Genomic DNA, 17971 nt, shown 5'->3' with positions numbered 1-17971 from the left:
GTATTCGCCGCGAACAGCCGGCTTCCTGGCAGCCGACCTCGTTGGAACAGACCGTGAGAGGCGTCCGACACGCTCTGCGGAGGAAGCCTCATGCGCAAATGGTGGCCGTTGGTGGCCGTCTGTCTCGGTACCTTCATGTTTCCTGCTCGACACCACGGTGTTGTCCGTGGCCCTGCCCGCCCTCGGCGAGGGGCTGTCCGCATCGCTGCCGGAACTGCAGTGGGTAGTCAACATCTACACGCTGGTCCTGGCGGTGCTGATGCTCGCGATGGGGTCGCTGGTGGACCGGTTCGGGGCGCGCACGGTGTACGTGGCCGGTCTGGTGCTGTTCGGCGTCGCTTCGCTGGCCTGTGGCCTGGCTCCCGGCGTCGGGGTGTTGATCGCTGCCCGTGGGGTGCAGGGAATCGGCGGGGCGGCGATCGCCGTGACCACGTTCGCCCTGATCGGCTCGGTGTACCGCGGTCCCGACATGGGACGCGCGATGGGGGTCTTCGCTGCGGTAACCGGCCTGGCCGCCGCCGCGGGACCGATGCTCGGTGGCATTCTCACCCAGTATCTGAGCTGGCGAGCGGTCTTCTTCGTCAACATCCCGCTCGCCGCCGTCACCATCGCCCTGTCGCTGCACGTCCTGATGGCAGGGCAGCGGCCCGCGGCGGCGCGTATCGACGCTCCAGGCGTCCTCGCCTTCGCCTTGTGCGGGGGCTCGCTGACCTATGCTCTGACACGGGCCGGCGACGAGGGCTGGACCGCGCCGGGAGTGCTGTTCCTACTGGCAGTGGCTGCGCTCGCCCTCGTAGCGTTCGTCCGCGTCGAACTGCGTACCGCGGCGCCGCTGCTGGATATGCGGCTGTTCGCCCGAGGCTCCTTCGCCGCCGTGATGACGTGCGTGATCGCATCGACTTCCGCCTTCGCGACGCTGGTCTATACCTCGGTGTGGCTGCAGTCGGGGCTCGGCCTCGGGCCGGTCCGCGCGGGGCTGGCGCTCATGCCGCTCGCGCTGGCGTCCTTGACCACCTCGCTCATCGCCGGTCGGACGCTGCATGGCAAGTCTCCTCGTGCGATGCTGGCCACGGGGCTGCTCCTGAGCGCGATCGGCTGCGCGCTGCAGGCGGGACTGGACGCGGGTTCCTCTGCCGGATCTGTCGCGGCGGGGCTGGCCGTCACCGGTGTCGGAGTGGGGCTGATGGGGCCGACGATGGGAGCCGCGGTCTTCGCGGCCCTTCCGCCGGAGCGCGGAGGCATGGCCGCCGGGTCCATGACCACGTTTCGCCAGCTTGGACAGACACTCGGGGTCGCGGTCTTCGGCGTGTTGTTCCAGCACGGCGGCACCTCTGCGGTCGACGGGCTGAACCGGGTCCTGATCGCCGCCGCGGCGGTCGGGATCGTCGGTGCCGCGCTCGCCTACGCCTTCGTACCGAAACCGGCCGCAGGCCAAGCCTCCTCCCCCGCCCGGTCGAGCGCCACCGGCTCCCAGTGACGCGCCGACCGGCAACCGCGAGGATGGCAGACTTGCAGGACGACTTCGGAAGGTTGGGCATGTGATGGCGATGGAACCGCTCGGCGAGCCGAATCCGCAGCAGCGGTTCACCTGCCCGATCGATCCGGTCGGCCTCGACGACATGCTCGCGGTCGCCAAGGGGTTCTCCTGGACGGATCTGCCGATCAACGGGCTGCGGCATCCGCGCACGGAGGGGTTGTCCGGGTGGTACCTCTGGTCGTCGGAAACGTTCCCTGAGGCCGACGATGCTTTCGAGGTGCACCACGTCCGGCACCTCACGCACCAGTGCCCGGAGATCATGGCCTACCTCGCTCTGCCCGCCGGCTGGCGTTTCCTGCTTGCGCCCGGCTACGAGGACGTCTGGCCGGACGACTCCCTGCTCGACGTCTGATCCGGCGACTGCGAGCCGCGTTCGTCGAAGGGCTGGTGGTCGGGGTCGCTCCGCCGGCGTAGCCACGCCCGGGTGTGCGGCGCCCCGGGCGATGAGCAGCGCCGACGCGTGTACGGCTGTGCGACCATGGCGCGGTGACGATCGCGTCGGCATACGCCGAGTTCCCCGCGGAGGACAGCCGTGTGCTGACCGCGTTCCGCGACGAAGCCGACGCGTTCGTCGCAGCCCTGGACGGGTTGACCGCTCACGCATGGGAGCGGCCGACCCGATGTGTCCCCTGGCAGGTGCGCGACGTCGTGGGCCACGTCATCACCACCCTGGCACGCGTACCCGAAATGGTCGCCGCGCCCGCACCGGACCGGCCGGACACCACCGCGACCAGCTACTACCGGGCGGACCAACGGTTCAGCGAGCCCGCGAACGCCGAACGGGTACGAACCGCGAATCGTCGCGCGAGCGACGTCGAGGCCGTCGCACTCGTCCACGACCTGACCGAGACGGTGCGGACCGTGATCGCGTCCTGCCGGCACGAGCCGGCGGACCGGGTCGTACGGACCCGTCATGGCGACGCGATGCTGCTGTCGGACTTTCTCACGACCAGAGTGGTAGAGCTGGCCGTGCACGGGCTTGATGTCGCCGACGCGGTGGGCCACCAGCCCTGGCTGACGGCCGCGGCCGCGGAGCACCTTCAGGAGTTGCTGTTCGGGCCGGACTGGCGCACCACAGTCGCCACGCTCGGCTGGGACCCCGTGGTGCTGCTCCGCAAGGCAACCGGTCGCGCTTCCGCCACGGCGGAGGAGCTCACCGAGCTGGCCCGGCTAGGACTCCGCGGGCTGACCTTCGGCTGAGAGCTACCGCCGTCGATCTTCGCCACCAGCCGATCAGACCACCTCGCCCGGGCCGAGGCCGCGCTCGATCTTCTCGCCGTGCGCGGCGAGGCGCTCGCGCAGCCGGCTCAGCCGCTCGATGCGCTCGTCCAGGATCTCCAGCCGGGCGTGCACGGTGGACAGCGCCGACGCGCAGGACGGCTGACGGCTCAGGGGCCTGTCCAGGCAGCCGCGCTCCTTGAACTCCCGGATGTCGTCCACCGTCAGCGCGAGGTCCATCAGATCCTTGATGTTCACCGCGTGGATCACAGCGAGCTCGTCGTACTCCCGGTAACCGTTCTCGGCGCGCGCCGGCGACAGCAGGCCCTGCTGCTCGTAGTAGCGCAACGAGCGGGCACTGACGCTGGTACGGCGGGCGAGCTCACCGATCCTCATCTCCAGCTCCATGCGCATGGGCTGACGCTATGACCTTGACACTAGCGTCAAGGTCAAGCGGCTGCGCACGGGTCGGATACCTGCTGACGGCGATCGCCATGACCACGATGGTGATCAGGCCGATGACGGCGCCGGCGAGCAGGACTCCGGACCCGCCGCTCCGGCTCAGCGCACCACCGCCGATGGCCCCCGCGAGCCCGACCCCGACGTACAGCGCGCTGGTGTTGAGCGCCACCGCCTCGGTGGCCGCCGCGCCCGCCAGGTGCAGGATGCGCGAGGTCATCGGCGGGTTGTTGCCCCAGGCCGACAGCCCCCATAGGACCAGGAGGACTCCGGCGACCCAGACAGGCGCGTCGCCACCGGTGACCCGGCCGGCCACGGCCAGACCGGCCGTCGCTAACAGCACCCCGCCGAAGGAGGCCAGCAGCGTCCTGTCGACGCCCCACCGGTCAGTGAGACGTCCGCCGAGCACCGTGCCGAGCGCTCCCGAGACTCCCATGACCACGATGAATACCGGTACCGCCGCGCTACCGGCGCCGGTCAGGTCGTGCATGATCGGGGCGATGTAGGTGTAGGTCATGAGCCCCGCGCAGGCTCCGATGGTTGTCCCGACGACGCACAGCAGGACTGCGGGCCTTCGCAGCAAGGCCAGGCGGGCCCGGACGCCGGCCACCGGCATGCTCGGGATGCGCGGGAGTGTCAGCGAGGTGATCACCACCACGAGACAGGTGAAGGCCCCGACCGCCAGGAAGGTCGCCTGCCATCCGAACCTCCCACCCAGCCATGACCCGATCGGCACGCCCAGGACCAGTGACACTGTGAGGCCCGCGGCCACCGTTCCGATCGCCCGGCCGATGCGCTCAGGCGAAGCGAGACTGCCGGCGATGGCGAACGCCGCCGGGCTGACCGTCGCGGCGACCAACGCCGCCAGCACGCGCAGTGTCATCAACACGGGATAGTTGGGCGCCAGCGCGGTGAGGAAGTTGATCAGGGCGAACACCGCGAGTCCCCCGGTGATGAGGACCTTTCTCGGCAGGCGGGCCGTAGCGACGGCCATGATCGGGGCGGCGACGGCGTAGGTGATGGAGAACGCGGTCACCAACTGCCCGGCTGCGGCCTCGGTGACCTGGAAATGAGCGGCGATCGTCGGGAGAATTCCCGCGATGATGAAGTCATCGGTGCCGATGACGAAGGTCGCCAGAAGCAGGCCGAAAAGCCAGCCGGAGCCCGTGCGGGAAGTCATGGTCGTGCCGCTCCTCCTGGACGCGTGGGATAGGTGCCGAATGTAGGACCGTGCCACTAGCGTCAAGGTCAACGGAGACTCGCATGACCCACGTCACAGCATGGCTGGACGTCGACCGGTTCAGGTGCCCTCGATGCCGATGCGGGCGCGCAGCGTGTCGGCCCACAGGTCCGCGGTGTAGACCTCCGTGCCGGGCTGGTGCTTGCGGCCGCCCTCGGCGAGCGGGCCGGCGTCGACCGGTTCGAAGCCGATCTGCTCGACGAGGTCGAAGACGTGCCACTTGGCGTCCGGGTCGTCGCCGGAGACCGGGATGCCGTACCGGCGGTTCGCCCCGGCCGATCGGCCGTGGTCGCGCAGGTGGTCCCAGCGCATCGCGTTGAACGCCTTGACGAGGTGCGCGCCGGCGAGGTGCCGCTGGATCAGCTCGCTGCTGGTCACATCGCCGCGCTCCAGCTCTTCGTCATGCCCGTCGCGTTCCGGCTGGTAGTTGGTCGCGTCGATCACCGTACGGCCGGCCAGGACCTCGGCGGGCAGGTCCCGATAGTGGCCGAACGGCACGGCGACGATCACGACATCGCTGTAGCGGGCCGCCTCCTCGGCGGTGACGGCGTGTGCGTGACGGCCGAGCTGATGCTCGAAGTCGCGCAGGGTGTCCGGGCTTCGGGAGTTCGCGATGGCGACGTCATCGCCGGCCGCGATGTACAGGTGGGCCAGCGTGGAGCCGATCTTGCCCGCGCCGATCACACCGATCTTCATTCCTGTGACCTACCCGCTGACGGTCCGTTCACGCGACAGGCCGTCACCGGAGCGTGGCAGGGTCCGGCAGGCGCCCAGGCGGCGGTATGGTGCCGCAATGGATCGGACCGTGCTGGTCACCGGGGCCTCGTCGGGAATTGGGAAGGCGGCCGCCGCCGCCTTCGTCGCGCGGGGTTACCGGGTCGTGGGGACCAGCCGGCGGCCGGAAGGGCTGAGCGCGGAGCAGCGGGTGGACGGGGTTGAATACCGTCCGCTCGACCTCGGTGACGAGGCGTCGATCGAGGCGCTCGCGGCCGCCGTCGGGGCGGTCGACGTGCTGGTCAACAATGCCGGGGAGAGTCAGTCCGGGCCGTTCGAGGAGCTGCCCGGTGACGCGCTGCGGCGGTTGTTCCAAGTCAATGTGCTCGGGCCCGTTCGGCTCACCCAGTTGCTCGTGGCCGGCATGCGTGAGCGGCGGTTCGGGCGGGTGGTGATGGTCGGGTCGATGCTCGCGTCGTTCCCGCTCGCGTACCGCTCCTCCTACGTCGCGTCGAAGGCCGCGCTCAAGGGGTTCAGTGACGGGGCCCGGCACGAGTACTCGCCGTTCGGGGTCTGGCTGACCACCGTCGAGCCAGGGTCGATCAACACCGGTATCAGTGAGCGCCGCACGAAGTACAACTCGGCGGGGTCGCCGCACCGTGGGGACTTCGAGCGCATGCTGGGCGCGCTCGACCGGAACGAGCGGGCCGGGGTGCCGGCCGAGCGGGTCGCCGCGACGATCGTCAAGGCCGTCGAGGCCTCCCGGCCCCGGGCGCACTACGCGGTCGGGAGCAACGCTCCGGTCGTGTTCCCGCTGCGGCGGCTGCTGCCGGCGGGGCTGGTGGAGAAGGTCGTCCACCGGCGGCACGGCCTGCGCCGCTGACCAAAACCGAAGGTCGTCCACCCGGGGCGCGACCTGCGCCGCTGACCAAAACCGAAGGTCGTCCACCCGGGGCGCGACCTGCGCCGCTGACCAAAGCCGCGTGACCCCGGCGGCTTTCGACCAGGCCGCCGGCCGGGTGGACGGTCGGTGACGGCTCGGCCGTCATCGCGCGCCGCCGGCCGGGGGTGAATCAGTGGGTGGTCCGCGGCACCCGGACCGCCACGAGTCCGGCGATCGGTGCCCGCCGCCCTAACATCGACTCGTTGCCTCCGCTCGACCGGCTTCGTCTGCCCTGACAGGGCGGAACTGACGTGCTGGAGAAGAGGACCGATGATGCAGGGACGCCTGGCGGCGTGGCTGGTCCGGCTCAGTCCTCCGCCACTCGCCGTAGGGATCGCAGTCGGCGTCGGGTTCATCGTCGTGGAGACCCTGCTCGTCTACCCGCTCCGGCACGTCGCTGCCGTGGAGGCCCTGGCGATCGTCTACCTGCCCGGTGTGCTCGTCGTCTCCACGGTGTGGGGCTTGTGGCTGGGCGTGACGACGTCGATCGTCAGCGCGCTCGCGTTCGACTTCTTCTACACCCCGCCGGTCGGGCGCTTCAACCCGGAGGACTGGCGGGACTGGCTCGTGCTTTCGGTGTTCCTCATGGTCGCCGGGGTCGCCAGCTCGGTAGCGCAGCTGGCCCGCTCGCGGGCGCTCGAGACCATCGAGCGGCGCCGGGAGACCGATGCGGTCGCCGAGCTGACCCGGCTCATCCTCGGCGCCGACGACGTGCGTGCGGTACTTCCCGAAGTCTCCGACCGGATCGCGCATGCCTTCCAGCTGCCGTACGCGGCGATCGAGCTCGGCGCGGTCCCGCCGCACGAGTCCCGGGTCCAGTTGCCGCTGCGGCCGGGCGCGCTCGTCGTCCCCGCCGACCTTCCGGAGCGGGTCATGCGGCGCCTGCGCGACGGTGTGGTACCCGGGCTGGCGACGGTGCTGCGGGCCGGCAGTTCGCTGCAGGCGAGCCGGGCCGGACTGCAGGCATTGCTGACGCAGCAGGCGGCGCTGCGGCGGGTCGCGGAGCTCGTGGCCCGCGGCGTCGCCCCCGCCGAGCTCGCCGCCGTGGTCGCCGCCGAGACGGCCGAGCTGTTCGATGCGGACGTCGCGCGGATGTTGCGCCGGGAGGGTGCCGGCACGGTGACCGTTGTCGCCGAGCACCGCAAGAGGCCAGGAGCCGAGTCGCTGCTGGGCAGGCGAATCGACCCCTCCGGCGGCGTCTCCGGGCTGGTGCTGCGCGACTGCCGTCCGGCCCGCATGGATTCGTTCGAGGGCCGCACCGGCCCGCTCGCCGACCTCGCCCGCGCCGAGGGCATCCAGGCTTCCGTCGGCGCGCCGATCATCGTCGACGGCCGGGTCTGGGGTGTCCTCGTCGCCCTGTGGGGCCGGCCCGTGTCGCCGCCCCCCGACACCGAGCACGAGCTCGCCCAGTTCACCGAGCTCGTCGCGACCGCGATCGCCAACACCGAGAGCCGCGCGGAGCTCGCCGCGTCACGCGCCCGGCTCGTCTTCGCCGCGGATGAGGCCCGCCGCGGCATCGAACGCGACCTGCACGACACCGTGCAGCAGCGGCTCATCTCGCTCGGGCTCGAGTTGCGTGCCGCCGAGGCGCTGGTCCCCCAGGAGCTCGGGGAGCTGCGGACCCGGCTGTCGGACACCGCCGGGGGGCTGTCCGACACCTTCCAGAACCTCCAGCGGATCGTCCGCGGCATACATCCGGCGATCCTCTCCCAGGGCGGGCTGGGCTCCGCGATCAAGGCGCTCGCCCGCCGCTGCCCGGTCCCGGTGGCGGTCCGCTGCGGGCCGAAGCAGCGCCTGCCCGGTTACGTCGAGGTCGCCGCCTACCACGTGGTCTCGGAGGCGCTCGCCAACTCGGCCACGCACGCCGACGCGTCGGCGATCGACGTGGAGGTCGACATCGTCGCCGACGAACCGGCGATGGAGGGACCGGCGCTGGGCGAGGTCCTCAGCGTGACCGTCCGCGACAACGGCGCCGGTGGCGCGGATCCGCGTCAGGGCACCGGGCTGGCCAGCGTGCGCGACCGCGTCGAGGCGCTCGGCGGCACGCTGTCGCTGACCAGCCCCGCCGGGCGCGGTACGTCCCTCAACGTGAAGCTACCCGTGGACCGCCAGGCCCGGCACGATGCGGCGGCCGGCTGGTCATTCGGTGGACCGTGACACGACAGGCGGCACAGCCGCATCGGCCGTCGGCGCGAACGCGCTGTCAGGCGAGGACTGGGATGAGGCTGGCGGCGAAGGCGAGGTAGAACACGCCGGCGACGGAGAGGGTCTTGGCGTTGAACTTCCCGGCCCGAAGCAACGCCAGCAGGTAGACAATCGCGATCATGGTCGCGATCCCGGAGATCAGCAGTGCGGTGTCGAACCGCCACGGGGTGAACAGCAGACCCAGACCGCTCGGCACGGTGGCCTGAATCATCATCGCGCCGGAGATGTTGGCCAACGCCAGGGACGTCTTGCCCTGCCGGACCCAGATGACGGCGTTCATGATCTCTGGCAGTTCGGTGGCGATCGGGGACAGCAGCAGCGCGGTGACGGCGGCCGGCAGCCCGAGCATCGGCCCGATGGTGTCGAGCTGATGCACGAACAGCTGCGAGGCGGCGAAGATGACCGCGAGGGTCACCAGGGTCTGGATGATCACTGCCCAGGTCGCCGGGACGGCACGGCGGCGCTGCAGCAGCAGGGGTGCGAGATCCGCGCCGTCGCCGTGCTCGCCGCCGCCACGGATCTCCCGCCAGAAGTACACGGCGTAGGCGGCGAAGAACAGCAGACCCAGCCACGGCTTGATCGCGAAGGCAACCAGACCGAGCGCCACCTTGACGACGAAGATCGCCAGGAACCAGCGCTGGTCCCGGGCGAGCTTGCCAAGGTCACCGACCTCGTCCTCCGGCCGCACGGTAGCCGCCTCAGGCCCGCCGACGCGCGCCGGAACAGCGGCGTTGGCACGCAGGCGGCGGCGACGCGCCAGCATCATCCAGCCGGTCACGCCATACGCGACGGTGGCCAGCGCGAGGGGGCCGCCCATCGCGGCGCCGACACCGATGTCCTTCTGCGCGTCGCTGGTCCCGAACACGACGGCCACGAACGTGACGACGCTTTCGGGCAGCGCCGTACCGAATGCGGCCAGGATCGTACCCACGGCAAGGGGTCCGACCTTCAGCCGTTGCCCGAGCCACTCGACGGCATTGACGAACCACTCACACGCCAGGTAGATCACCGCAGCGCAGACGATGAGCAATACGAAATGGATCACGGAAGCCGGTGTTCCTCTCCGCGTCACGCGCGGAACCGAACTCCGTCCGCGAACGCCGCCCAGCTAACCACGCACCGACGACGACTCAGCCCCCAGCCCCTCGGTAGCGCCGGGCGAGACGTCGGCCGAGGGCGGCGAGTTGCCGCTCCGCCCGGGCGGAGATCGCCGCGAAGGCGATGCCGACGGCGAGCGACGCGGCGAGTGCGAGATGGCGCGATACGTCGTCGATGCGGGGGTACACCTGCCAGTGCGTGAGATAGATGTACAGCGAACTGCTGGCCAGGACCCCGGCCACCCGGTTGATCGAGGCCAGGCTGGGCACCGTCGGCACCCAGATCAGCAGGACGAGCCCGGCGGCGATGAGCGCCTCGCGCCACGGTTCGCCGAAGAAGCCGGGCACGGTCGCGAGGGCGGCGGCGGTCACGAGGAGGCGCTGCGGCGTGGTCGTGGCTTTGGCGGCGGCCCAGCCGAGGGCGAAGAGCCAGAACACGACGAGCGCCGATGGGACTTTGCCGTGAGCCGCCAGGTTCGGCAGGTCGTAGCGGGTGACGAGGCCGGCCGCCATGATCACCATGGGCATTGCGAACGGGAAGCGCCGTTCGGCCCGGTCGACGGCCGGAACGCTCAGCAGCGCGAGCGTCGCCAGCAGGATGTACACGATGGCCTCGATGAACCAGAAGTGCCAGTCGTCGCTTCCGGGCCGCACCCCGACGATGCTGCTGAGCAGGGCGATGTTCGCGAGCGCGTAGTCGGCGGTGACGAGCACGGCGAGCGCGATCCACACCATGCTTGGCACGGCGATGCGGGCGATGCCGCCGCCGAGGTGCCGGGTGCGCAGTCGCCGTGCCGCGGAGGTGAGGGTGAATCGGGCGAAGTTGTAGCCGGCCACTGCGAGCAGCAGGTGAGCGCCGCCCTTGATCATGAACACGGGGATGTGTGAGCCGACGATGAGGACGATCGCGATGGCCCGCAGTGCGACGGTCGTGTCGAGCGTGCGCCACCGGGAGGCGGGTTGCGGGGCCGGCCCGGTCAGGTCGGGGGTCAGCTCGCGGATCGGCCGGGTGTGCCAGTTGGCGGGCAGGGTGCCGAGCGCCTGTTCGAGCCGGATCGACATCTCGACGTACGACAGTGAGTTGCCGCCGAGCCGCACGAAGCTGTCGTCCGGTGTCACGCCGGGGTGGTCGAGGATCTCGGCGTAGAGCCGGCACAGGTCGATCGGCGCGGGCGCCGGCTGGGCCCTGCCGAGTTTCCCCACGGTCTGGTAGTCGGGCTTGCCGTTGGCGAGCATCGGCAGTTCGGCGAGACGGTGGACGCGCACGACTCGCGCCGGAAGCCCGCAGTGGCGTGCGACGAGCCGCCGGACCCTGGCCTCGGCGGCGGTCGTGGCAACGACGAGCTCGCTGTCGTCGCCCGTGCAGAGCGCGGCTATGCCGTCCCGGGCGAGCAGGTCCTCGACGCGTTGCGGGTCGATGCGCAGACCGAAGATCTTGACGAACCTGCCGCGCCGCCCGACGATCTCGTACAGTCCGCTGGTCGTGCACCGGGCGATGTCGCCGGTGCGCAGCTCGTCGACGGTGCGCCCGAGGGCGAGGTCGGCAGGGCCGTCGGCGTAGCCGAGCATGACGTTCGGGCCGGCGTAGACAAGCTCACCGGTGTCGCCGCCGGGCCGGTCCGGGAGCGGGTCGAGCCGGAACGTCCCACCCGGGATCGGCACCCCGATCGCCTGCGGGTGGGCTTCGGCCAGGTCGGGTGGCAGGTACGCCATCCTCGCCGTGGCTTCGGTCTGCCCGTACATGACGAAGAACTCCCAGCCGTGCCGCCGGCCCATGGCCGCGTAGCGGGCGACGCGTTCGGGCGCGAGCCGGCCGCCGGCCTGTGTCACGCATCTCAGGTCCGGCAGGCTCATGTCGGCGAAGCCGACCCGGTCGAGCAGGTCGAAGGTGTACGGGACCCCGGCGAGGCTCGTGCCGCGGCCGGCGCGGAACAGCTCCCAGAAGCCGGCGTCGGTGACGGACCGGTCGGTCAGGATCAGGCCGGCACCGCGCAGCAGGTGACTGTTGACGACCGAGAGGCCGTAGCAGTAGTGCATCGGCAACGTCGTGGGTGCCCGGTCGGACGCGCGGATGCCGAGGTACTCGGCGATCGACTCGGCGTTGGCCTGGAGGTTCTCGTGCGAGAGCCGCACCAGCTTCGGCGAGCCGGTCGAGCCGGACGTGCTCAGCAGCAGGGCGAGGTCGGGGTGCAGGTCATGGGCCGACACGGTGCGCCGGATCTCAAGATCCCCGGAGTCGCGCGCGATCACATCGGGCTCGTAGGCGTCGATGAGCGAATCGGCGTGCCCGGCGGGGACCAGCAGGAGCGGATGGCCGGACGCCAGCGCGGCGAGATAGATCACCAGCGAGTCGAGGCTGTTGGTGCAGGCCAGGAGCACGAGTCGCCGCTGCCCGCCGAGCCGCCGGGCCGTCATCGCCACCTGCTGTGCCAGCGCGGAGTACGACAGCTGACCGTCGGCGGTGATGACCGCCGTCCGGTCGCCGTGGACCGCGAGCCGGCTGGCGAACGAGACGGTCTTGGTGTCGAGGGGCACGTGCATGGCCAGAGCTTATGTAAGGCTATCCTGACTATACAGTCTTGCGTTACAGTGTCCGGTAAGGTAAGCCTTTCCTATGAATTTGCGCCGTGCCGTGTCTGGGTGTCTTGCCGTCGCCGTTGTGGTCGGGCTGTCCGCGTGCGGCGGCGCGGAGAAGGCCGCGAACGTCGCCGGCGACAAGAAGATCACGGTGTACAGCGGCCGAAGCGAGACGCTCGTCAAGCCACTGCTGGAGAAGTTCCAGCGGCAGTCCGGGATCACCGTGCAGGTCCGCTACGGCACCTCGGCGCAGATGGCCGCCCAGCTGGCGGAGGAGGGCGGGCGCAGCCCGGCCGACGTGTTCTTCTCCCAGGACGCCGGCGCGCTCGGCGCGGTGGCCAAGGGCGGAAACCTCGCGGCGCTGCCCGCCGAGGTGCTGAGCAAGGTGCCGGAGGTGTACCGGTCCCGCAGCGAGCTGTGGGTCGGGGTCACCGGGCGTTCGCGGGTGCTCGTCTACAACACCGACCTCGTGCCGGCCGCCGAGCTGCCCAAGTCGGTCTTCGAGCTCACCGGCCCGGCCTGGAAGGGCAAGATCGGGGTGGCCCCCACCAACGGTTCGTTCCAGGCGTTCGTCACCGCGCTGCGGGTCCAGCACGGCGACGCGAAGGCCAAGGAGCTCCTCACCCAGTTGAAGGCCAACGAGCCGGAGACCCGCGACGGCAACGTCCAGATCGTGGCCGACGTCAACGCGGGCAAACTCGCGGCCGGCCTGGTCAACCACTACTACGTGTACGAGGTCGCCAAGGAGCAGGGCACCACGCCGGACAAGCTCAAGGCCCAGCTGCACTTCTTCCCGGACGGCGACGTCGGGGCGCTGGTCAACGTGGCCGGCGTCGGCGTGCTGAAGCGCTCCGCCACCGACCCGGACACCAGGGCGTTCGTGGACTACCTGCTCGGCACCGAGGGTCAGACGTACTTCGCCGAGCAGACGTTCGAGTACCCGCTGGTCGCCGGGGTGTCCGCGCCGGCCGGACTGCCCGCGCTGGGCACGCTTCCGGCGCCGCGCATCGACCTCAACGACCTCGACACCCTCGACGCGACCATCGCGCTGATCAAAGCAGTGGGGCTCGCCTGAGCACGCGACGGCCCATGCTGCTCGCCGCCTCGACGGCGGCGGTCGGCGTGGCCCTGCTGCCGCTGGTGTACCTCGCCGTGCGCACCGGCGAGGCGGGCTGGTCGCGCATCGCCGACGAGGTGTTCACCTCGCGGGTCGCCGTGCTCGCCGGGCGCAGCCTCGCGCTGGCCGCCGTGGTGACCACGGCGTGCGTGGTCGTCGGCGTCGGCGTGGCCTTCCTGCTCGTCCGCACCGACCTGCCCGGCCGCGGGGCGTTCGGCGTCATCGCCGCCCTGCCGCTCGCCGTGCCCACCTACGTCGCCGGCTTCGCCTGGGTGTCCACTGTGGACGGGTTCGAGGGGTTCTGGCCCGCCGCGCTGGTGCTCACGCTCTGCTCGTACCCCTACGTCCTGCTGCCCGTGACGGCGGCGCTCGCCGGCGCGGACCCGGCGCAGGAGGAGGTGGCCCGTTCACTCGGTCGCGGCCCGTGGCGCACCTTCACCTCCGTCACACTGCACCAGGTCCGCCCCGCCGTCACGGCCGGCGGGCTGCTGGTCGCGCTGTACGTGCTCTCCGACTTCGGCGCGGTGTCGATCGTGCGGCTCGACACCTTCACCCGGGCCATCTTCACCGCGTTCAACCTCGGCTTCGACCGCACCGGCGCGCTCGTGCTGTCCAACGTCCTGGTGGTGATCACCGCGCTGCTCATCGCCGGCGAGCTGGCCACCAGGGCACGAGGTGCCCGATACGCGAGATCCGGCGGCCCGGGCCGGCCGCCGACGCGGCTGCGCCTGCGCGCGGCGCGCTGGCCCGCGGTGCTCGCTCTCTGTGGCGTCGCCGTCCTGGCCCTCGGCGTCCCGGCGGCCAGCCTCGCACGCTGGCTCGCCGTCGGCGTCTCGCGACCCGGCCCGTGGAGCGAGGTCGCGGCCGCGGCCGGCAACTCGCTGCTCGTCTCGCTGGCCGGCGCCGCGCTCACGATGCTGCTCGCACTGCCGGTCGGGCTGCTCACCGCCCGGGCGCCCGGGCCCCTCGCGACCCTGCTGGACCGGCTGACGTACGCCACGCATGCCCTGCCCGGCGTGGTCATCGGGCTCTCGCTCGTGTTCTTCGGCATCAACGTGGCGTACTCGCTCTACCAGACCGTGTGGCTGCTCGCCCTCGCGTACGCCGCGCTGTTCCTGCCGCTCGCGGTCGGCGCGGTGGCCGGTGCCGCCGTGCAGAGCCCGCCGTCGCTGGAGGAGGCCGCCCGCTCGCTCGGGCGCGGCCCGTTCACCGTGCTGCGCACCGTCACCCTGCCGCTGACCCTGCCCGGGATCGGCGCCGGCGCCGCGCTGGTGTTCCTCACCTGCGTCAAGGAGCTGCCCGCCACCCTGCTGCTGCGGCCGACCGGCATGGACACCCTCGCCACCGAACTGTGGACGCACACCTCCGCCGCCGCGTACGCGGCCGCGGCACCGTATGCCGCGCTGCTCGTCGCCGTCGCGGCCGTCCCCACCTGGCTGCTCGCCACCCGCACCGGACTGGCGACCTGATGCTGAACGTCAGCGGTCTGCGCAAGCTGTACGGCAGGGTGCCGGCATTGGACGGCGTCGACCTCGACGTGCCCGCCGGCACCCTCACGGCGGTGCTCGGCCCCTCCGGCTGCGGCAAGACCACGCTGCTGCGCTGCGTCGCCGGGTTCGAACGCGTCGACGGCGGGGCGATCACACTGGCCGGTCGCCGGGTCACCGGTGTCCCCGCGCACCGGCGCCGGGTCGCCGTCGTGCCGCAGGAGGGTGCGCTGTTCCCGCACCTGTCCGTCGCGGGCAACGTCGGCTACGGCCTCAACCGTGCCGAGCGCGGCTCAGGCAGGATTGAAGAGGTCCTCGCGCTCGTGGGCCTGGACGGGTACGGCGCTCGCATGCCGCACCAGCTCTCCGGCGGCCAGCAACAACGGGTCGCCGTCGCCCGCGCCCTCGCCCCGCGCCCGCCGCTCGTGCTGCTCGACGAGCCGTTCAGCGCGCTGGACGCCGCGCTGCGCACCGAACTGCGCCGCGACGTCCGGCAGGCCCTGCTGGCCGACGGGGCGACCGCCGTCCTGGTCACCCACGACCAGGGCGAAGCCCTGTCGATCGCCGACCAGGTCGCGGTCATGAACGGCGGCCGCATCGAACAATCCGGACCGCCCACCGCCGTGTACCAGGAGCCGGCCAGCCCCTGGGTCGCGGGCTTCGTCGGCGAGGCCGTGCTGCTGCCCGGCACCACCCACGGCGCGGCGGTCGAGACCGCGCTCGGCCGGCTGCCGCTGCGAGACCCAGCTCCGGACCTGGTCCAACGCAACACGACCGTGCTCGTCCGGCCCGAGCAGATCGACCTGCGCACCGAGGGATACGGCGTCGTGGCGACGGTCGTCCGCCACGACTTCCACGGCCACGACGCCTTGGTGGCGTTGCGGCTGGCCGATGGTACCGAGGTCACCGCCCGCGTCAACAGCGGAGCCGGCGCACTGAGCGTCGGCCAGCTGGTCGGCGTCGCGGTGCGCGGCACGGCCCGCACCTTCGACACGACTTCACCCGGCGCCGACGGCGATGCGTCGCGTGCAACGCCGCGGTGTGCGAGGCAGCGATGACTGGGCGGGTCAGGTTCCACCGAGTTCCATGTGCTCACCAGGGCCAGTGCAGGGCGAGGCCGGCGACGGCGCTGAGCCCGACCAGGATCGGTTCCTTGATCTTCCAGGTGAGCAGCAGCCCGAGTGTGACCACCGCGATGGCTGCGGCGGGCCAGTCGGTGATGGTCTGCTGAGACAGCACCACGACGGCGCCGGCGATCGCGCCGGCCGCGGCGGCGGTGGCGCCTTTGACGAAGGCTTGGATCTGCGGGTTGTCGCGGTGGCGGATGAACCACCGGCCGGGCACGACCACGCCGAGGAAGATCGGGGTGAAGATCGCTACGGTGGCGATGATCGCGCCTTGCCAGCCGGCGACGAGGTAGCCGATGAACGTGGCGGTGATGACGACCGGTCCCGGGGTGATCAGGCCCATCGCGACGGCGTCGAGGAACTGCCCGTCGGTCAGCCAGTGGTGCTGGTGGACCACGCCTTCGCGGAGGAACGGCACGATGGCCAGGCCGCTGCCGAAGATGAACGCGCCGGCCTTGAGGAAGAACCAGCCCAACGCCAGGAGGGTGCCGCCGCCGGCCGCGACGGCCAGGGCCTTGCCGGCCAATGTCTTGCCGGCCAAGGGCCCGAGGCCGGGCACCGCGACAACGGCGGCCGGGTGGTTGGGGTGACGCAGCCAGCGGGGCGGGGCGTCGAGCAGGATCATGACCAGCCCGGCGGCGATGAACAGCAGCGCGATCTCCGCGCCGGTCAGCGCGGTGACCATCGCGAGGACCGCGCTGATCGCCCACAGTCGCGGGTCGCGGTGGTTGGTCAGCCGGGCCAGCTTGTAGGCGGCCACCGCGATGATGGCCATCACGGCGGGGGCGATACCGTGGAACAGCGCCTGCACCACAGGCAGGCCCTGGTAGTGGGCGTAGACGACAGCCACGGCGAACACGAGCGCGAACGACGGGGCGATGAACGCCGCCGCGGTGGCCAGCGCGCCGATGGTGCCGGCGCGAAGGTACCCCAGCCACATCACCACCTGCGCAGCGAGCGGGCCGGGCATGGTCTGGCCCAGGGCGACGCCGTCGAGGAAGTCCTGCCGCGAGAGCCAGGCCCGCCGCTCGACCAGGTCGCGTTGCATGTAGCCGACGCTGGCGATCGGCCCGCCGAACCCCCATGTACCCAGGCCGAGGAAGTAGCCCAGGAACGTCGGCAGCCGCACGGTCCGCACGTCAGGCCTGACGGTCCGGGCACCTACCGTCTTCGGCTCCGGCGGTCCGGCAGAGGTCGGTGGGTCGCGGTTGCTCATGCCGGCTCCCGGCCCAGCAGCAGGGCGCGACGCTGGTACTCGTACAAGCCGTCGAAGATCGGTCCGGTCAGCTCCAGCATCCGCTCGTCGTCGCAGACCATGGACAGCCCGCGCAGCACCACGTCCAACCCGGGGGCTTCGGGGGCGTCGTAGCGCTCGTCGTCCAGATCGGCCTCATGCACCATCTGCCCGATGCGCCACAGCACCGGGTCGGTCAGGTCGTGGCGGCGCAGAATCGTCTCGAAGCTGCAGTCGGTCGCCCCGTCCGGGCCGGCGTGGTGGGACAGGTCCGCCCCGCGCATGTCGAACCCGGTCGCATCCGCAGGCACGTCAGCAGGGTCGGTGACAAAGACGAACTCGGCGTCCGAATCCAGGAACCGGCGGATCAGCCAGGCGCAGGCGGCCCGGTCGATGTGAATCCCGGCACGGGTGGCCCACCTCATGACGGCACCTCCTGCACATCCGTGTCCGTGTCCGTGTCCATGCCCGGGTCCTGTGCCGTGGCGGCAGCCAGCAGTGCCTGAACGGCGGCGTGTGCGGTATCCCGCTGCGGTGGCGGGAAGTAGTCGCGGCGGCCGATGCGGCGCAGCTCGCCGCGCAGCCGTTCGCCGGTCCGCTGGGCCTCCCGCGCCCCCGCGGCCGACGCGGTGCCGGCCTCGGCGATCACCGTGTCGTACTCGGCGGCTCGGGCGGCGGCCATCCGCGCCGCGAGGTCGCGCTCCTGCGTGACGGAGGTGGGCTGCGCCAGCCAGATCGACGCCTCACCCCCGGCCTCGACGATCTCGTCGGCGATCCACTCCACCTGCTCGCGGGTGCGGGCGTCGGCGGGCAGCGTGACGAGCCCGTCCGCCAGCTGCGCCACCCCGAGCCGTTTGAGCTTGCGCCACACCGTGATCCGCGGCGTGGACGGCTCCCGGGGCAGCCGATAACACAACATCACCCACGACCCGGCCCCTCGATCACCAGCCACCCACCAAGTGTAACCACGGTTGCACCATCAGACCCGCCATCCTGGCTCGCGGTGCAAGGCGGGT

16 protein-coding genes are annotated in these 17971 nt (G+C 71.4%); 8 read left to right on the top strand and 8 right to left on the bottom strand.

All coding sequences use genetic code 11. The features are described from left to right. Positions 1-25 precede the first annotated feature (25 nt). The 3 genes from ABT297_RS12320 to ABT297_RS12310 all read left to right on the top strand — a co-directional run bounded on the left by ABT297_RS12320 (position 26) and on the right by ABT297_RS12310 (position 2737). Positions 26-1477 (top strand): MFS transporter, encoded by a 1452-nt coding sequence (locus ABT297_RS12320; RefSeq protein WP_350548072.1) that lies wholly within the window; start codon positions 26-28, stop codon positions 1475-1477. A gap of 64 nt (positions 1478-1541) precedes the next feature. Then, a complete protein-coding gene (locus ABT297_RS12315; protein ID WP_350548015.1) occupies positions 1542-1889 on the top strand; it encodes an immunity protein Imm33 domain-containing protein in 348 nt (115 codons plus the stop codon). A gap of 134 nt (positions 1890-2023) precedes the next feature. Further along, entirely contained in the window at positions 2024-2737 is a 714-nt protein-coding gene (locus tag ABT297_RS12310) for a maleylpyruvate isomerase N-terminal domain-containing protein (protein WP_350548013.1), read from the top strand. Between the two features lie 33 nt (positions 2738-2770). On the opposite strand, the gene ABT297_RS12305 is transcribed toward ABT297_RS12310, so the two are convergent. From ABT297_RS12305 to ABT297_RS12295, 3 genes are all read right to left on the bottom strand, one after another. Then, a complete protein-coding gene (locus ABT297_RS12305; protein ID WP_350548011.1) occupies positions 2771-3151 on the bottom strand; it encodes a MerR family transcriptional regulator in 381 nt (126 codons plus the stop codon). Further along, on the bottom strand, positions 3138-4394 hold the full coding sequence (locus tag ABT297_RS12300; RefSeq protein ID WP_350548009.1) for an MFS transporter: 1257 nt from the start codon (positions 4392-4394) through the stop codon (positions 3138-3140). The genes ABT297_RS12305 and ABT297_RS12300 overlap by 14 nt, the downstream gene beginning before the upstream one ends. Before the next feature lie 120 nt (positions 4395-4514). Further along, on the bottom strand, positions 4515-5150 hold the full coding sequence (locus tag ABT297_RS12295; protein ID WP_350548007.1) for an NADPH-dependent F420 reductase: 636 nt from the start codon (positions 5148-5150) through the stop codon (positions 4515-4517). Between the two features lie 97 nt (positions 5151-5247). Here ABT297_RS12295 and ABT297_RS12290 point away from each other — a divergent pair, with 97 nt between their 5' ends. Beyond that, on the top strand, positions 5248-6051 hold the full coding sequence (locus ABT297_RS12290; RefSeq protein ID WP_350548005.1) for an SDR family oxidoreductase: 804 nt from the start codon (positions 5248-5250) through the stop codon (positions 6049-6051). A 330-nt stretch (positions 6052-6381) separates the two neighbouring features. Next, entirely contained in the window at positions 6382-8268 is a 1887-nt protein-coding gene (locus ABT297_RS12285; RefSeq protein ID WP_350548003.1) for a sensor histidine kinase, read from the top strand. A gap of 46 nt (positions 8269-8314) precedes the next feature. Here the strand turns inward: ABT297_RS12285 and ABT297_RS12280 are convergent, their stop codons facing one another. Together ABT297_RS12280 and ABT297_RS12275 are read right to left on the bottom strand one after the other, a co-directional pair. Then, positions 8315-9361, bottom strand: a complete 1047-nt coding sequence (locus ABT297_RS12280; protein ID WP_350548001.1) for a sodium:calcium antiporter — start codon at positions 9359-9361, stop codon at positions 8315-8317. An 85-nt stretch (positions 9362-9446) separates the two neighbouring features. Then, positions 9447-11954: an AMP-binding protein gene (locus ABT297_RS12275; RefSeq protein WP_350547999.1), complete on the bottom strand. Its 2508-nt coding sequence runs from the start codon at positions 11952-11954 to the stop codon at positions 9447-9449. Between the two features lie 73 nt (positions 11955-12027). Between ABT297_RS12275 and ABT297_RS12270 the strand changes: the two genes are divergently transcribed. From ABT297_RS12270 to ABT297_RS12260, 3 genes are read left to right on the top strand one after another with little or no spacing between them, the layout of a single operon-like run. Beyond that, entirely contained in the window at positions 12028-13065 is a 1038-nt protein-coding gene (locus tag ABT297_RS12270; RefSeq protein WP_350547997.1) for an extracellular solute-binding protein, read from the top strand. A 14-nt stretch (positions 13066-13079) separates the two neighbouring features. Beyond that, positions 13080-14576 (top strand): ABC transporter permease, encoded by a 1497-nt coding sequence (locus ABT297_RS12265; RefSeq protein ID WP_350547995.1) that lies wholly within the window; start codon positions 13080-13082, stop codon positions 14574-14576. After that, positions 14576-15652 carry an ABC transporter ATP-binding protein gene (locus tag ABT297_RS12260; protein WP_350547993.1) on the top strand — a complete coding sequence of 359 codons (1077 nt, stop codon included), beginning with the start codon at positions 14576-14578 and terminating at the stop codon, positions 15650-15652. The genes ABT297_RS12265 and ABT297_RS12260 overlap by 1 nt, the downstream gene beginning before the upstream one ends. Positions 15653-15686: 34 nt before the next feature. On the opposite strand, the gene chrA is transcribed toward ABT297_RS12260, so the two are convergent. The 3 genes from chrA to ABT297_RS12245 all read right to left on the bottom strand — a co-directional run bounded on the left by chrA (position 15687) and on the right by ABT297_RS12245 (position 17907). Continuing rightward, on the bottom strand, positions 15687-16859 hold the full coding sequence (chrA, locus tag ABT297_RS12255; RefSeq protein WP_350547991.1) for a chromate efflux transporter: 1173 nt from the start codon (positions 16857-16859) through the stop codon (positions 15687-15689). 74 nt (positions 16860-16933) lie between these two features. Then, on the bottom strand, positions 16934-17380 hold the full coding sequence (locus ABT297_RS12250) for a chromate resistance protein ChrB domain-containing protein (RefSeq protein WP_350547989.1): 447 nt from the start codon (positions 17378-17380) through the stop codon (positions 16934-16936). Beyond that, entirely contained in the window at positions 17377-17907 is a 531-nt protein-coding gene (locus ABT297_RS12245; protein ID WP_350547987.1) for a Chromate resistance protein ChrB, read from the bottom strand. Before ABT297_RS12245 ends, ABT297_RS12250 begins: the two co-directional genes overlap by 4 nt. Between the last annotated feature and the right edge of the window lie 64 nt (positions 17908-17971).

Source organism: Dactylosporangium sp. NPDC000555, from assembly GCF_040300025.1.
GTDB lineage: Bacteria > Actinomycetota > Actinomycetes > Mycobacteriales > Micromonosporaceae > Dactylosporangium.
Note: the sequence above shows the minus strand (reverse complement) of the source record. Positions and strands in the feature narration are given on the sequence as shown.

Coding starts and splice junctions, on each gene's coding strand:
- ABT297_RS12290 (WP_350548005.1), top strand. CDS start 5,248: ATGGATCGGACCGTGCTGGTCACCGGGGCCTCGTCGGGAATTGGGAAG.
- ABT297_RS12250 (WP_350547989.1), bottom strand. CDS start 17,380: ATGAGGTGGGCCACCCGTGCCGGGATTCACATCGACCGGGCCGCCTGC.
- ABT297_RS12275 (WP_350547999.1), bottom strand. CDS start 11,954: ATGCACGTGCCCCTCGACACCAAGACCGTCTCGTTCGCCAGCCGGCTC.
- ABT297_RS12270 (WP_350547997.1), top strand. CDS start 12,028: ATGAATTTGCGCCGTGCCGTGTCTGGGTGTCTTGCCGTCGCCGTTGTG.
- ABT297_RS12300 (WP_350548009.1), bottom strand. CDS start 4,394: ATGACTTCCCGCACGGGCTCCGGCTGGCTTTTCGGCCTGCTTCTGGCG.
- ABT297_RS12315 (WP_350548015.1), top strand. CDS start 1,542: ATGGCGATGGAACCGCTCGGCGAGCCGAATCCGCAGCAGCGGTTCACC.
- ABT297_RS12285 (WP_350548003.1), top strand. CDS start 6,382: ATGATGCAGGGACGCCTGGCGGCGTGGCTGGTCCGGCTCAGTCCTCCG.
- ABT297_RS12265 (WP_350547995.1), top strand. CDS start 13,080: ATGCTGCTCGCCGCCTCGACGGCGGCGGTCGGCGTGGCCCTGCTGCCG.
- ABT297_RS12295 (WP_350548007.1), bottom strand. CDS start 5,150: ATGAAGATCGGTGTGATCGGCGCGGGCAAGATCGGCTCCACGCTGGCC.
- ABT297_RS12305 (WP_350548011.1), bottom strand. CDS start 3,151: ATGAGGATCGGTGAGCTCGCCCGCCGTACCAGCGTCAGTGCCCGCTCG.
- ABT297_RS12260 (WP_350547993.1), top strand. CDS start 14,576: ATGCTGAACGTCAGCGGTCTGCGCAAGCTGTACGGCAGGGTGCCGGCA.